We start from the raw sequence: 14,041 nt of genomic DNA on the forward strand, positions 1-14,041 counted from the left end.
CTGATCCGGCAGGCCTCCGAACCGACCGCGCCCGCGGTTAGCGGCTGGCCCGCGACCGTTAAGCAGTTCAGCAGTCTCGAGGACATCGATGAGCGTGCCAATCGCCGCGGAAAGCGACGTCATATCCTCGCGTCCCCCGGCCTGGGGGGCGGTCTTCGCGATGACGCTCTGCGTTTCGGCGCTCATCGCATCGGAATTCATGCCGGTCAGCCTCCTGACCCCGATCGCCTCCGATCTTCACATGACCGAAGGGCAGGCGGGCCAGGCGATTTCCGTGTCCGGCATCTTCGCCGTCCTGACCAGCCTCTTCGTGTCGGCGGCCACGCGCCGGCTCGATCGCCGCATCGTGCTGCTCTCCTTCACCATGCTGATGGTCGCTTCGGGCGCGATCGTGGCCCTCGCGCCGAACTTCGCCGTCCTGATGACCGGGCGCGCGCTTCTCGGGGTCGCGATCGGCGGCTTCTGGTCGATGTCCACGGCCACGGTCATGCGCCTCGTACCCGCGGATGCCGTGCCGCGCGCGCTGGCCGTCCTGAATGGCGGCAACGCGCTGGCGACGACGGTGGCGGCGCCGCTCGGCAGCTTCCTCGGCACCTATCTCGGGTGGCGGGGCGCCTTCTTCTGTGTGGTCCCCTTGGCCGCCCTGACCTTCGCCTGGCAGATGGCGAGCCTGCCGTCGATGCCGTCGGCGCGCCGGTTCGACGCCGGGGCCGTGTTCAGGGTCCTGCGTCGCCCGCAGGTACCGTCCGGCATGCTGGCGGTCATGCTTCTGTTCATGGGGCAGTTCGCGCTGTTCACCTATCTGCGGCCGTTCCTCGAGACGGTGACGCGCGTGGACGTCTCGACGCTGTCCCTGATCCTGCTGGTCCTCGGCGTCGCGGGTCTGGTCGGAACCTATCTGATCGGCTTCGCCCTGAAGGCGCATCTCCACGGCGTCCTGATCGCGATCCCACTGGGCATGGCCGCGATCGCCGTCGCGCTGATCGCGCTGGGCCACTGGCCGCTGGGGGGCGCGGTGCTGTTGGGCGGATGGGGCCTGCTCGGCACATCGGCGCCCGTCGGCTGGGGAACCTGGCTGAGCCGGACGCTGCCGGACGATGCGGAAGCCGGCGGTGGGCTGATGGTCGCCACCATTCAGCTGGCGATCACCGCGGGCGCTTCGTTCGGCGGGCTGCTGTTCGACCTGAGCGGCTACCAGGCCACCTTCGGCGCAAGCGCCGCTTCTGTGCGGCTCGGCGTTGCTGGCGTTCATGAGCCGGCGTTCCGGCGGAGCCGGTCTTCGAGGCAAGCGATGATAGGCCCCATTAAGAAGGGGTGCTTATAAGCTCATTCGGATCCGGGCCCCTAATCATACGCCAATTCCCCCGCCACATTCGCAGGGCGGAGCGGCCGCGACCTTCGCGCAGCGAGGTCGCCCCGACGCCTGGGCTGCCGCCAAGGCAATCGTGACCGGTCGGCGGCCGGTCACCAACAGCCGACCAAGAACAGATTGGGACGCCACATGCACCACCCTGGAGAGCTCGCGATGACGCGGCGCGATCTGATGATTGGAACCGCCGCTTCCGCGGCGATGACGGCGGCGCCGTCCGTCGCCGAGGCGCAGGCCGGCGCCGCCGGCGCGCAGACCTTGTCGAAGGTGTCCTTCTCGGTGAACGGCCAGGTCCGTCACCTCGAGCTGGACACCCGGACCACGCTGCTCGACGCCTTGCGCGAGCACCTGCACCTCACCGGCACCAAGAAGGGCTGCGATCACGGCCAGTGCGGCGCCTGCACGGTGCTGGTCGACGGCCGGCGGATCAACGCCTGCCTGACGCTGGCGATCATGCATGAGGGCGACAGCGTCACCACGATCGAAGGGCTGGGCGTGCCCGACAGCCTGCATCCGATGCAGGCCGCCTTCGTCAAGCACGACGGCTACCAGTGCGGCTACTGCACGCCGGGCCAGATCTGCTCGGCCGTGGCGATGCTGGACGAGATCAAGGCCGGAATCCCCAGCCATGTGAGCGCCGACCTCACCGCCCGGCCGCAATTCACCGAGGCCGAGCTGCGGGAGCGGATGAGCGGCAACATCTGCCGTTGCGGCGCGTATTCCAACATCGTCGAGGCGATCACCGAGGTCGCGGGGAGGGAGGCATGAGATCCTTCACCTATGAGCGCGCCCGCACCCCCGCCGAGGCCGCCGCTGCGGCCGCGCGCACCGAAGGCGCCAGGTTCATCGCCGGCGGCACCAACCTGCTCGACCTGATGAAGCTTGAGATCGAGACGCCGACGCATCTCGTCGACGTGAACGGCCTCGCGCTCGACAAAGTCGAGGCGACGCCGGAGGGCGGCCTGCGCATCGGCGCGCTGGTGCGCAACACCGACCTCGCCGCCGATGAGCGCGTGCGGCGCGACTACGGCCTGCTGTCGCGGGCGCTGCTCGCCGGCGCCTCCGGCCAGCTGCGCAACAAGGCGACGACCGCGGGCAATCTGCTGCAGCGCACGCGCTGCCCGTACTTCTACGACACCAACCAGCCGTGCAACAAACGCCAGCCCGGCAGCGGCTGCGCCGCGATCGGCGGGTTCAGCCGTCAGCATGCCGTGGTGGGCACCAGCGAGGCCTGCATCGCGACCCATCCGAGCGACATGGCGGTGGCGATGCGCGCGCTCGACGCGACGGTCGAGACCGTGAAGGCCGACGGCGCGACGCGCAGCATCCCGATCGCCGAGTTCCACCGCCTGCCCGGCGACACGCCGCAGATCGAGACGGCGCTCGAAGCCGGGGAGCTGATCACCGCGGTCACGCTGCCCAGGCCGGTCGGCGGCACGCAGATCTATCACAAGGTGCGCGACCGGGCCTCCTACGCCTTCGCGCTGGTCTCGGTCGGCGCGATCGTGCAGCCCGACGGCACCGGGCGCGTCGCCCTGGGCGGAGTCGCCCACAAGCCGTGGCGCGTCGAGGCCGCCGAGGCCGAGCTGCCGCGCGGCGCCAAGGCCGTCACGGAACAGTTGCTCGCCGGCGCCAAGCCGACCCCTGAGAACGCCTTCAAGCTGCCGCTGGCCGAGCGCACGCTCGCCGCGGTGCTGGCCGAAGCGAGGGCCTGAGACATGAAGTTCGACACCCCCGCCACCACCAATCCGATCGACCGGCTCCAGGTCGTCGGCCGACCGACCGACCGGATCGACGGCCCGCTCAAGACCACGGGCACGGCGCCCTATGCCTATGAGCGGCACGATGCCGTGCGCAACCCGGCCTATGGCTATGTGGTCGGCGCCGCCATCGCCAAGGGCCGGATCGCCTCGATCGACCTCGGCGATGCGAAGGCCGCGCCCGGGGTGATCGCCATCGTCACCGCGGAGAACGCCGGCACGCTCGGCAAGGGCGACTTCAACACGGCCAGGCTGCTCGGCGGCCCCGAGATCCAGCACTATCACCAGGCGATCGCGGTGGTCGTCGCGGAGACCTTCGAGCAGGCCCGCGCCGCGGCGCAGCTGGTCCGCGTCGACTATGCCCGGGCCGAGGGCGCCTTCGATCTTGCGGCGGCGAAGGACTCCGCCATCGAGAAAGCCGGGTTCGGCGGCCCGGCCGACTCCGCCGTCGGCGACTTCGCCGGCGCCTTCGCCGCGGCGCCGGTCCAGCTCGATGAGACCTACACCACGCCCGACCAGTCGCACGCGATGATGGAGCCGTATGCCTCGATCGCGGCCTGGGACGGCGACAAGCTGACGCTCTGGACCTCGAACCAGATGATCGACTGGGGCGTGGGCGACGTGGCGAAGACGCTCGGCATTCCGAAGGAGAATATCCGCCTGGTCTCGCCCTTCATCGGCGGCGGCTTCGGCGGGAAGCTGTTCCTGCGGTCCGATGCGCTGCTCGCGGCCCTCGGCGCCCGCGCCGCGCGGCGGCCGGTGAAGCTGGCGCTGCCGCGGCCGTTCGTGATGAACAACACCACGCACCGTCCGGCGACGATCCAGCGCATCCGCATCGGCGCCACCCGGGACGGCAGGATCACCGCGATCGGCCACGAGAGCTGGTCGGGCGACCTGCCGGGCGGCGGGCCGGAGGCCGCGGTCTACCAGACCCGGCTGCTCTATGCCGGCGCCGACCGGATGACGGCGACGCGGCTCGCGGTGCTCGATCTGCCGGAGGGCAACGCCATGCGGGCGCCGGGCGAGGCGCCGGGCCTGATGGCGCTGGAGGTCGCGATCGACCAGATGGCGGAGAAGCTCGGCCTCGACCCGGTCGAGTTCCGCATCCTCAACGACACCCAGGTCGATCCCGAGAATCCCGAAAGGCCCTTCTCGCAGCGCCGCCTCGTCGAGTGCCTGCGCACGGGCGCGGAGCGTTTCGGCTGGGACCGGCGCAACCCGCAGCCCGGCCGGACTCGCGACGGGCGCTGGCTGGTCGGCATGGGCGTGGCTGCCGCGCTCCGCAACAACCTGCTGATGAAGTCCGGCGCCCGCGTCCGGCTCGACCATCGCGGGGATGTGACGGTCGAGACCGACATGACCGACATCGGCACCGGCAGCTACACCATCATCGCCCAGACCGCGGCGGAGATGATGGGCGTGCCGCTGCACAAGGTCGTGGTCCGTCTGGGGGACTCCCGCTTCCCGGTCTCGTGCGGCTCGGGCGGGCAGTTCGGCGCCGCCAACTCGACCTCCGGCGTCTATGCCGCCTGCGTGAAGCTGCGCGAGGCGGTGGCGACGAAGCTCGGCTTCAACTCCGCCGACGCGGTCTTCGCCGACGGCGTGGTCCGCGCCGGCAACCGCAACGTTCCGCTGGGCGAAGCCGCCGGTGCGGAGGGTCTCGTCGCCGAGGACATGATCGAGTACGGCGATCTCGACAAGCGGTACCAGCAATCGACCTTCGGGGCGCATTTCGTCGAGGCGGCGGTCGACGCCGCCACCGGCGAGATCCGTGTGCGGCGGATGCTGGCGGTGTGCGCCGCGGGCCGCATCCTCAACCCGAAATCGGCGCGCAGCCAGGTGATCGGCGGAATGACCATGGGCGTCGGGGCGGCGCTGATGGAGGAGCTCGCGGTCGACAAGCGGCACGGCTTCTTCGTCAACCACGACCTCGCCGGCTACGAGGTGCCGGTCCATGCCGACATCCCGCACCAGGAGGTGATCTTCCTCGACGAGACCGATCCGATCGCCTCGCCGATGAAGGCCAAGGGCGTCGGCGAGCTCGGCATCTGCGGGGTCGGCGCGGCCGTCGCCAACGCGATCACCAACGCCACCGGCGTGCGCGTCCGCGACTATCCGATCACGCTCGACAAGTTCCTCGACCGGCTGCCGGAGGTGGTTTGATCAAAGGGCTCGTCATCGGACTCTTGCCACCTCGTCATCCCGGGCGCGGCGCAGCACGGAGTGATGCGCCGCAGAACCGGGATCTCTTCGAGACTGGCACCGAGATCCCGTGTCTGCGCTGCGGCACTCCGCGCCGCAACGCGCACGGGATGACGATCAGTTCAGGACCTTCTGGTATAATCCACTCGGACCTATAAGCGTCGGCGATGAATGCAGCGCGGCAGCCTGGATGACCTGGTGGTTCTCGTCGCGGTGGCGCGGGAGCGGAGCTTCACCAACGCCGCGGCGAAGCTGGGCGTCTCGCAATCGGCGCTGAGCCAGACCATCCGCCAGCTCGAGGCCCGCCTCGGCATCCGGCTCCTGACCCGGACAACCCGGAGCGTCGGCCTGACCGAAGCCGGCGAACGGCTGCTGCGCACCGTCGCCCCGCGGCTGGAGGAGATCGATGCCGAGTTGGCGGCGGTCAGCGAGCTCCGGGAAAAGCCCGCCGGCACGATCCGCATCACCGCCGGCGACCACCCGGCCGAAACGATCCTCTGGCCGAAGCTGGAGAAGTTCCTGCCGAACTATCCCGACATCAAGGTCGAGGTCGCCATTGACAACGGGCTGACCGACATCGTCGCGGAGCGCTACGACGCCGGCGTGCGCATGGGCGAGCAGGTCGCCCGCGACATGATCGCGGTGCGCATCGGCCCCGATATCCGCTTTGCCGTGGTCGGCGCCAAATCGTATCTCGCGAACCGGCCGCGGCCACGGACGCCGCAGGACCTGTTGGCGCACAGCTGCATCAATCAGCGCCTTCCCACCTATGGCGGCTTATACGCTTGGGAGTTCGAACGGGACGGCCGCGAGCTCAAGGTGCGCGTGGAGGGCCAGCTGGTCTTCAACGGCGTTTTCCAGGTCCTGAAGGCCGCGGTGTCGGGTTTCGGCCTGGCCTATGTGCCGGAGGATCTGGCACTGCCCCATCTCGCCGCGGGCCGACTGGAAAGGCTGCTCGAAGGCTGGTCGCCGCCCTGGTCGGGCTATCACCTGTACTACCCGAGCCGGCGCCAGTCTTCGGCGGCGTTCGGCCTGCTGGTCGAGGCGCTGCGCCACCGGGGCTAGGCTCGGAACGCGGCCCGGCCGGTGCGAAAGGTGGCGCTCAGCCCCGCCGCCGCGGCCAGGGTGACGGCCGCCAGCGCGGCGGAGAGCCACAGCGCCGCGGCCTCGCCCGCCCATTCGATCAGCGCGGCATAGGCGATCGGCGCGGCGGCGGAGCAGAGGAAGCCCGGCACCAAGAGCCGACCGGCGATGGCGCCGTAGCGGCGCGGATCGAACAGCACCAGGGGCAGCGTGCCGCGGGTGATGGTCAGGAGGCCGTTGCCGGCGCCGTAGAGGAAGGCGAAGGCGATCGCCGCCGCCGGCACCTGCCCGCCCCACAGCCCGGCCAGGAAGCAGACCGGCAGCACGGCGGCCGCCCCACGGTCAGCGCCAGCGGCGACAGCCCGCCGCCGAACAGCACCTCGGCCAGCCGGGCGCCGGACTGGCCGATGCCGCGCAAAGTCGCGATCCACACCGCGACCGGCGCCGCCAGGCCCAGCCCGGCCAGGATGCCGATCATATGCGCCGACATGCCGGCATTCAGGATGTTGGTCAGGGTCACGATCAGGGCGTAGAGCGCGCCGGCGATCCAGTGCTCGCGCCGGCTTCCGGCCAAGGGGGCGGGCGCCGCATGCCGCGGCCGCGCGCTATAATTGTGGCTGCCGGCGGGCAGGGCGAGGTGCAGCGGCACCGTGAGCAGGGCGAAGCCGGCATAGGCGAAGACCGCGCCGCGCCAGCCGAAGGCGGACGCCAGGCTCTCGCCGATCGGCCAGAATGCGGTCGACGCCAGGCCGCCGAGCAGGGTGATCTGCGCCATCGGCCTGCGTGCCTCCGGCCCGCCGATCCGCGCCAGCGCGGCGAAGGCGGCGTCGTAGAGGGTGCAGCGCATCGCCAGGCCGAGCACCAGCCAGGCGGCGTAATAGGGCAGCGGGTCGCGCGCCAGGGCGAGGCCGACGCAGCCGAGGGCCGACAGCACCGATCCCGCCGTCATTACCGCCCGGCCACCCAGGCGGTCGATCAACCGCCCGATCCGGGCGGAGGACAGCCCCATCACCAGCAGGGCGGCGGAAAAGCCGCCATGCACCAGGGTGTGGCTCCAGCCCGTCTCGGCGATGATCCGCGGGCCGAAGCCGCCGATCAGGTAGTAGGTGGTGCCCCAGCTGATCAGCTGCGCCAGGCCGAGGCACAGCACGGCGCTGCGGCGGATCACGCCCCGCGGCCCGACAGGGGCGGGGTGGCGTCGCCGGGGCCGAGCGCCCGCTGCATCAGCACGCTGTCGACCCAGCGGCCGAACTTGAATCCGACCGACGGGAGCAGGCCGACCCGCCGGAAGCCGAGCCGCTCATGCAGCGTGATCGAGCCGGTGTTGCCGCTGTCGCCGATCACGGCGACCATCTGCCGCCAGGGGCCCGCCTCGCAGCGCTCGATCAGCGCCGCCAGGAGGGCCCGGCCGATGCCGCGGCCGGCCTGGCCGTCGGCGACATAGACCGAATCCTCGACCGTGTAGCGATAGGCCGGGCGCGGCCGATAGGCGCCGGCATAGGCATAGCCGACCAGCCAGCCCTCGATCTCGGCCGCCAGATAGGGCAGGCCCTGGGCCAGCACCGCCGCCCGCCGCGCCGCCAGCTCGGCCACGTCCGGCGGCGTCTCCTCGAAGCTGGCCAGGCCGTGCAGCACGTGGCGGGCGTAGATCGCCTGCACCGCCGGCAGGTCCGCCTCGGCCGCGTCGCGGACGATGATCGGGGTGGGCGGGAAGGCGAGGTGACGGTCGGGCATGATCGGTTCGGTCTCTCGGTCGGGGTCGGGGCGTCCGCGCAGCGCCTCGCCGCGGGTGATGCCGAGATCGGCGAGGCGCCGGTCGTCGAGCCCGCGCAGGATCTCGACCTGGCGCCGGCGCGACTGCGGCGACCCGGCGAGCCAGTGCAGCATCTCGGATAAGGACAGGCAAGGCATCGGACACGGCCGTGGTGGCGGACGCGACGAGATTGCAGCTTTGTGACGGATAAGGGAAATTTGGATATTCAATGCAGATGATAAGGGTTTCTTTGAATGCGCGAACTCAACCTCGACCAGCTCCGCACCTTCGCCGAGGTGGTCCGGGCCAGCAGCTTCTCCGGCGCCGCGGCCCGGCTGAACCTGACCCAGCCGGCGGTCAGCCTGCAGATCCGGCAGCTCGAGGCCCGGCTCGGCGTCCGGCTGGTGGAGCGGGTCGGGCGGCGGGCGACGCCGACCGCGGCGGGGCGTGAGCTGCTGGTCCATGCCGGGCGGATCGAGGCCGAGGTCGCGGCGGCCGTCGACGCGATGGCGGAACATGCCAGCGGCGCCGCCGGGCGGGTGCGTCTCGGCACCGGCGCCACCGCCTGCATCTATCTGCTGCCGCCGGTGCTGCGGGCGCTGCGGCGGCGGCTGCCGTCGCTGGAGATCGTGGTCAGCACCGGCAACACGGCCGGCATCCTGCGCCTCCTGGAGGAGAACGCGCTCGACCTCGGCCTCGTCACCCTGCCAGCGCCGGGCCGCGCCTTTTCGGTGACGCCGCTGATGGAGGAGGAGTTCGTCGCCGTCGCCCCGGCCGAGGCCGACGACCTGCCGCCGATGGTGACCCCGGCGGCGCTGGCCGGCCGCCCGGTGGTGCTGTACGAGCCGGGCGGGCACACGCGGCGCATCGTCGACGATTGGTTCGCGCGGGCCGGGATCAGCCCGAAGCCGGTGATGGAGCTGGGCAGCGTCGAGGCGATCAAGGAGCTGGTCGGCGCCGGCCTCGGCTGCGCCGTGCTGCCGAGCATGGCGGTGGCACAGGCGCCGGGGCTGACCGCCCATCCGCTGTCGCCGCGGCTCCACCGCCGTCTCGGCCTGGTGCTGCGCCGCGACAAGCCGCTGGCCCGCGGCCTGCGCGAGACCATCGCGGCGCTGCAGCAGGCGGCAGCGGAGCGCTCATAGGAAAGCGCCGGGCGGCGCGAACCGTCCGGCGCTATCTGGCATCAGTTGATCAGGCCGCCTTCTTCTCGCCCGCCTTCTTCTCGCCCGCCTTCTTCTCGCCGCTGACGGTGATGCGGCGCATCTTACTCTGGGCAGGCGCGGTCTTCGGCAGGGTGACGGTCAGGACGCCGTTCCTGAACGTCGCCTCGACCTTATCCTCATCGACCTCGCGGCCGATCGCGATCTGCCGCTCGAAGCGGCCATAGCTGCGCTCGCTGAAGTGACGCTCCTTGTCCTCGACCTCGGACTTCTTCTCACCGCGGATGCTCAGGATCCCCTCGGCGAGGGTGACTTCGACATCCTTCTCGGTCAGGCCGGGAATCTCGGCACACACGGTCACGGCCTTGTCATTCTCGGTCACCTCCAGGTTCGGCCAAGCCGTGCGGCCGAACAGCGAGGGCGCATCGAAGCCGCGGAAAGCCTCATCGAACAGACGGTTCATCTCCCGATGCAGCGACAGGAGCGGGCTCTCGTCCTCGCGATAGGGCATCGCCGAACGGCCGCCGCGGCCCCACGGAATCAGATCACGCATCATTTGGTCCTCCTTCCATATCCTCGACACGAGCAACATGGGCTGAGGGTGGTCCGGAGAGCCGGAGCTCCCTCAGGACCGCCGGTCCCCGGCAGGGCAGGCAACCGGCGTGACCAATACATGGGGATGACAGGGTGGGTTTTCAAGGGCAAAAGTCACGAAATTACAATGCTCTAGAGAGACATTCTATCACGCCGTGCCGGATCGCTCCGCTGCGTTGCGAACGGACCGGTCTTTCGATCATTGACCCCGGAGCGCGGCTCATGGAGCTTGCGAACCATGGACATGCCCGGCGCCATGATCGTTTTCGCCCAGGTCGTCGACAGCCGCAGCTTCTCGGCCGCGGCGGCGCGGCTCGGCCTGTCGAAATCCGCGGTCAGCAAGCAGATCGCCAAGCTGGAGGACCGGCTGGGCGCCCGGCTGCTGAACCGCACCACACGCACCTTGAGCCCGACCGACGCCGGGCAGGACTTCTACGAACGCTGCCTGCGCGTCGCCCGCGAGGTGGAGGAGGCGGAGCGGGCGATCACCCATCTCTCGGCCGAGCCGCGCGGCGTGCTGCGGCTGAACGCGCCCGCCAGCTTCGGCCGGGAATATGTGGCGCCGCTGGTGCCGGAGATGCTGGCGCGCTGGCCCGAGCTGCGGGTCGAGGCGATCTTCGAGGACCGCTTCGTCGACGTCGTGGCCGAAGGCTTCGACCTGGTGATCCGCATCACCCGGCTGCAGGATTCGAGCCTGGTGGCCCGTCGCCTCGCCCCCTGCCGTCGGCTGGTCTGCGCCGCGCCGGCCTATCTCGAACGGCACGGCGTGCCCCGCGTGCCGGCCGATCTCACCCGCCACGACTGCGTCCTCTACAGCTACGCCACGGACCAGAATGAATGGGAGTTCGTCGGCCCGGATGGCCGGGTGGAAACGGTGCGGGTCGACGGAAGGCTGCGCGCCAACAGCGCCGAGGTGACCCTGGCGGCGCTGCTGGCCGGCGCGGGGGTGGCGCTGTCGCCCGACTTCATCGTCGGCCCCGACATCGCCGCCGGGCGCCTGGTACCGCTCTTGACCGACTACGAGAACCCGTTCGGCGCGATCTATGCGGTCTGGCCGCACAACCGCAACCTGGCGCCCAAGGTGCGCGCGGTGGTGGACTTCCTGGTCGAGCGCTTCGCCAGGGAGCCGATCTGGGAGAGGCGGCCGGTGCGTTGAGAGCCGCGGGTCGTGCTCCCTCCCTTTGCTGTCATTCCCGCGAAAGCGGGAATCTCTTCCGGTCAGTGCGTGACGAGATCCCGCTTGCGCGGGGATGACGAAGTTGTGGATTTTTCAACAGGCCCGGCTCGTCGGTATCAGCCCTGACCCGCCCCGCCGCCTTCGCTGCCGCTATGGGTCTGGCTGCGCAGCGGCCGATGCTCCACCCGCATATAGGCCAACATGCTGAGCGCGAAGACCGCCGCCACCGCCGCGAACAGCACGGCGAAGGCGCGGGCCACGTCGCCGCGCTCGGCCTCGGTCAGCGGCCGGCGCACCAGCTCCTCCAGCCCCGAGACCGAGGCGACGGAGGGGCTCCAGGCGACGATCAGCCCCAGCACCAGGGTCGTCCCCGCGGCGACCAGGACGGCGCCGCCGAGGGCGCGGGAGAAGCCGACGGCGCCGGTCACCGCGCCGAGGTCGCGCACCGGCGCCGCGTTCTGCGCCGCCACCATGCTGGCCGGGAAGATCGGCCCGACGCCGAGCCCGACGATCATCAGGAGGCCGGAGGCGACGAGCGGCGTGGCCTGGGTCGCCACCGCGGCCAGCGCCAGCACCGCCAGTATCGCGACCGGCAGCCCGATCACCGGCGGCCGGCGATAGGTGCCGGTGCGGGTGATGTAGCGGCCCGACAGCGAGGCGGTGACGGTGGTCGAGACCATCAGCGGGATCATCATCAGCCCGACCTCGCCGGTCTCGGCCCGCAGCGCCACCTGCAGATAGGTCGGCGCCAGCACCGCCAGCGCCAGATAGCCGCCGAAGGCCAGGAAGACCGACAGCAGCACCGGACCGACCACGGCGTCGCCCAGGAAGCGGGGCGGCAGCACCGGCTCCTCCACCCGCGCCTGGCGGCGGAAGAACAGCCAGCTTCCGCCGGCGGCCACCGCTGCCGCGGCGACGACCGGCGTCGAGGCCCAGGGGAAGGCCGTGCCGCCCCAGGACAGGCCCAGCAGCAGGGCCACGGTGCCGAGGGAGAGCAGGCCGACAGAGGTGAAGTCGATCCGCGACCGCACCCGCGGCACCGGCAGCTTGCGCAGCGACCGCTCGACGATGGCCAGGGCCACGAGGCCGAGCGGCAGGTTGATCCAGAAGATCCAGGGCCAGCCGGCATATTGCGTCAGGACGCCGCCCAGCGTCGGGCCGATCAGGGCGGAGCCGGCCCAGACCGTGGCGAAGTAGGCGGCGTAGCGGCCCCGCTCGCGCGGCGCCACCACGTCGGCGATCACGGTCTGCGCCAGGGTCAGCAGCCCGCCGCCGCCCAGCCCCTGCAGCGCCCGGGCCGCGATCAGCATGGTCATGGAGGAGGAGAGGGCGCACAGCGCCGAGGCGATCAGGAACACGACCAGGCAGGCCAGCAGCATCAGCCGGCGGCCGTACAGGTCGCTGAGCTTGCCGAGGATCGGCGTGGCGCAGGTCGAGGTCAGCAGGTAGCTGGTGACGACCCAGGAGATCAGCTCGAAATCGCCGAGCTCGCGCCCGATCGACGGGAGCGCGGTGGCGACGATGGTCTGGTCCAGCGCCGACAGGAACAGCGCCAGCAGGGCGCCGAGCACGATGGTGTGGATCTCGGACTGGCTGAGATTCATTCTTGCCGCTTCCTCCCGCCCCGCGCGAGTCGGGGCACGCCATCCTAGCGGCTCAAGGGAGCGGGGAGGGCGGCGAATGGCCGGGAGCAGCCTTGCGGATCGGGCGCTGCGTTGCTGCGCAGGGCGTGGCGACTCACGCGGCGTCGAACTCGATCGGCACCCTCTCGAAGCCGAAGACGACCGAGCAGTCCGGGGCCGGGCGCAGCTGGTCGTGCCGCACTCGATACTCCGGAAGCCTGTCGAGGATCTCCTCGAGGCACACGGCGATCTCCATGCGCGCCAGGTGCATGCCGAGGCATTTGTGGATCCCCGCGCCGAAGCTGAGATGCGGGTTGGGGCGGCGACGGAAATCCACCTCGAAGGGTGACGGGAACCTGGTGCCGTCGAGATTGCCCGCCGCCCAGGACAGGAGGATCTTGTCGCCCTTCCTCAGCCTGACGCCGGCGAGCGTGGTGTCCGCCGTCACCGTGCGGGCGATGCAGGGCTGCGCCGCCAGGACGCGCAGGAGCTCCTCGACCGCGCCCAGGATCAGCGCTGGCTCGGCGAGCAGCCGGCGGCGCTGGTCGGGGTTCTCGTCGAGATAGACGACCGCGGTGCCGATCGAGGCCTGGGCCGTTTCCGACCCGGCGCTGAGCAGGGTGGCGACGATCGAGCCGAGCTCCTCGTCGGTGAGGGGCCGCCCCTGGAACTCCTTGACCAGGAGATCCGCCATCAGGGTCCCCGGGAGAGGCGCCTCCCGGAACCGCCGGATATCCGCGGCAATGCGCTGCGACAGGGCATAGAGCTGCCGATAGGCGACATCCGGCGGCACCAGACGGAAGACGAGATCGTGATAGGGAACGGCGTATTCGGTCCAGAGCTCCGGGTCGAAGCCGATGATCGTCAGGATGCTCGATGCGGTGACCGGCCGCGCCAAGTCGGCGATGACGTCGAGGCGGCCCTGGTGCCGTTTGTCCTCGATCCGGCGCAGCACGATCGAGCGGACCTCGTCGCGAAGATCCGCGACCGCCTTCGGCGAGAAATGCGGGTTGAGGAGGCGCCTGTACTCGGTCGCCTCCGGCGGGTCGTAGTGGAACGGGATCAGGCTGGGGGCGCGGTGCTCCGGGATCTCGAAGCCGCGCCGGGACGAGAACACCGCCGGGTTGCGCACGACCTCCATGATGTCGTCGTAGCGGGTGACGACATGGAAGCCGCCATGGCTGTCGGAACGGAAGACCGGGCACTTCTCGTGCGACTGCCGCGCCATGGTCTGCAGTTCGCGCACATGATCCGGCGCGTGGTGGTCGTAGGTCCGGAAGAAGTCCTCGGGCAGGTCCTCGGAGGAGAAAGGGTTCATGAA

The 14,041-nt window shown here is 70.7% G+C and carries 13 protein-coding genes; 7 read left to right on the forward strand and 6 right to left on the reverse strand.

Going from position 1 to position 14,041, the window contains the following annotated elements; genetic code table 11:
- Positions 1-88: 88 nt before the first annotated feature.
- From KXR53_RS02870 to KXR53_RS02890, 5 genes are all read left to right on the forward strand, one after another.
- Positions 89-1,324, forward strand: coding sequence for an MFS transporter (locus KXR53_RS02870; RefSeq protein ID WP_437373197.1), 1,236 nt, complete (start codon positions 89-91; stop codon positions 1,322-1,324).
- Positions 1,325-1,525: 201 nt separating this feature from the next.
- Positions 1,526-2,137 (forward strand): aldehyde dehydrogenase iron-sulfur subunit PaoA, encoded by a 612-nt coding sequence (gene paoA / locus KXR53_RS02875; RefSeq protein WP_437373199.1) that lies wholly within the window; start codon positions 1,526-1,528, stop codon positions 2,135-2,137.
- Positions 2,134-3,084 (forward strand): FAD binding domain-containing protein, encoded by a 951-nt coding sequence (locus KXR53_RS02880; protein WP_437373201.1) that lies wholly within the window; start codon positions 2,134-2,136, stop codon positions 3,082-3,084. The genes paoA and KXR53_RS02880 overlap by 4 nt, the downstream gene beginning before the upstream one ends.
- Positions 3,085-3,087: 3 nt before the next feature.
- Positions 3,088-5,292 carry an aldehyde oxidoreductase molybdenum-binding subunit PaoC gene (paoC, locus tag KXR53_RS02885; RefSeq protein ID WP_437373203.1) on the forward strand — a complete coding sequence of 735 codons (2,205 nt, stop codon included), beginning with the start codon at positions 3,088-3,090 and terminating at the stop codon, positions 5,290-5,292.
- 237 nt (positions 5,293-5,529) lie between these two features.
- Positions 5,530-6,396 (forward strand): LysR family transcriptional regulator, encoded by an 867-nt coding sequence (locus tag KXR53_RS02890; RefSeq protein ID WP_437373205.1) that lies wholly within the window; start codon positions 5,530-5,532, stop codon positions 6,394-6,396.
- On the opposite strand, the gene KXR53_RS02895 is transcribed toward KXR53_RS02890, so the two are convergent.
- Genes KXR53_RS02895 through KXR53_RS02905 form a run of 3 tightly spaced genes read right to left on the reverse strand, consistent with a single transcriptional unit; the run spans position 6,393 to position 8,325 of the window.
- Positions 6,393-6,740: a hypothetical protein gene (locus KXR53_RS02895; protein ID WP_437373207.1), complete on the reverse strand. Its 348-nt coding sequence runs from the start codon at positions 6,738-6,740 to the stop codon at positions 6,393-6,395. The two genes, KXR53_RS02890 and KXR53_RS02895, sit on opposite strands and share 4 nt — an antisense overlap.
- Positions 6,641-7,582 carry an MFS transporter gene (locus tag KXR53_RS02900; protein ID WP_437373209.1) on the reverse strand — a complete coding sequence of 314 codons (942 nt, stop codon included), beginning with the start codon at positions 7,580-7,582 and terminating at the stop codon, positions 6,641-6,643. The genes KXR53_RS02895 and KXR53_RS02900 overlap by 100 nt, the downstream gene beginning before the upstream one ends.
- Positions 7,579-8,325, reverse strand: a complete 747-nt coding sequence (locus tag KXR53_RS02905; protein ID WP_437373211.1) for a GNAT family N-acetyltransferase — start codon at positions 8,323-8,325, stop codon at positions 7,579-7,581. Before KXR53_RS02905 ends, KXR53_RS02900 begins: the two co-directional genes overlap by 4 nt.
- A gap of 96 nt (positions 8,326-8,421) precedes the next feature.
- On the opposite strand from KXR53_RS02905, the gene KXR53_RS02910 reads away from it, so the two are divergent.
- Positions 8,422-9,309, forward strand: coding sequence for a LysR family transcriptional regulator (locus KXR53_RS02910; RefSeq protein ID WP_437373213.1), 888 nt, complete (start codon positions 8,422-8,424; stop codon positions 9,307-9,309).
- Between the two features lie 49 nt (positions 9,310-9,358).
- Here the strand turns inward: KXR53_RS02910 and KXR53_RS02915 are convergent, their stop codons facing one another.
- Positions 9,359-9,883, reverse strand: coding sequence for an Hsp20/alpha crystallin family protein (locus KXR53_RS02915; protein ID WP_437373214.1), 525 nt, complete (start codon positions 9,881-9,883; stop codon positions 9,359-9,361).
- 276 nt (positions 9,884-10,159) lie between these two features.
- On the opposite strand from KXR53_RS02915, the gene KXR53_RS02920 reads away from it, so the two are divergent.
- Positions 10,160-11,077 carry a LysR family transcriptional regulator gene (locus KXR53_RS02920; protein ID WP_437373215.1) on the forward strand — a complete coding sequence of 306 codons (918 nt, stop codon included), beginning with the start codon at positions 10,160-10,162 and terminating at the stop codon, positions 11,075-11,077.
- A gap of 137 nt (positions 11,078-11,214) precedes the next feature.
- On the opposite strand, the gene KXR53_RS02925 is transcribed toward KXR53_RS02920, so the two are convergent.
- Together KXR53_RS02925 and KXR53_RS02930 are read right to left on the reverse strand one after the other, a co-directional pair.
- A complete protein-coding gene (locus KXR53_RS02925) occupies positions 11,215-12,702 on the reverse strand; it encodes an MDR family MFS transporter (RefSeq protein WP_437373216.1) in 1,488 nt (495 codons plus the stop codon).
- A gap of 133 nt (positions 12,703-12,835) precedes the next feature.
- Positions 12,836-14,038, reverse strand: a complete 1,203-nt coding sequence (locus KXR53_RS02930; protein WP_437373217.1) for a cytochrome P450 — start codon at positions 14,036-14,038, stop codon at positions 12,836-12,838.
- Between the last annotated feature and the right edge of the window lie 3 nt (positions 14,039-14,041).

Source organism: Inquilinus limosus (genome assembly GCF_051487185.1).
Lineage (GTDB): Bacteria > Pseudomonadota > Alphaproteobacteria > DSM-16000 > Inquilinaceae > Inquilinus > Inquilinus limosus_F.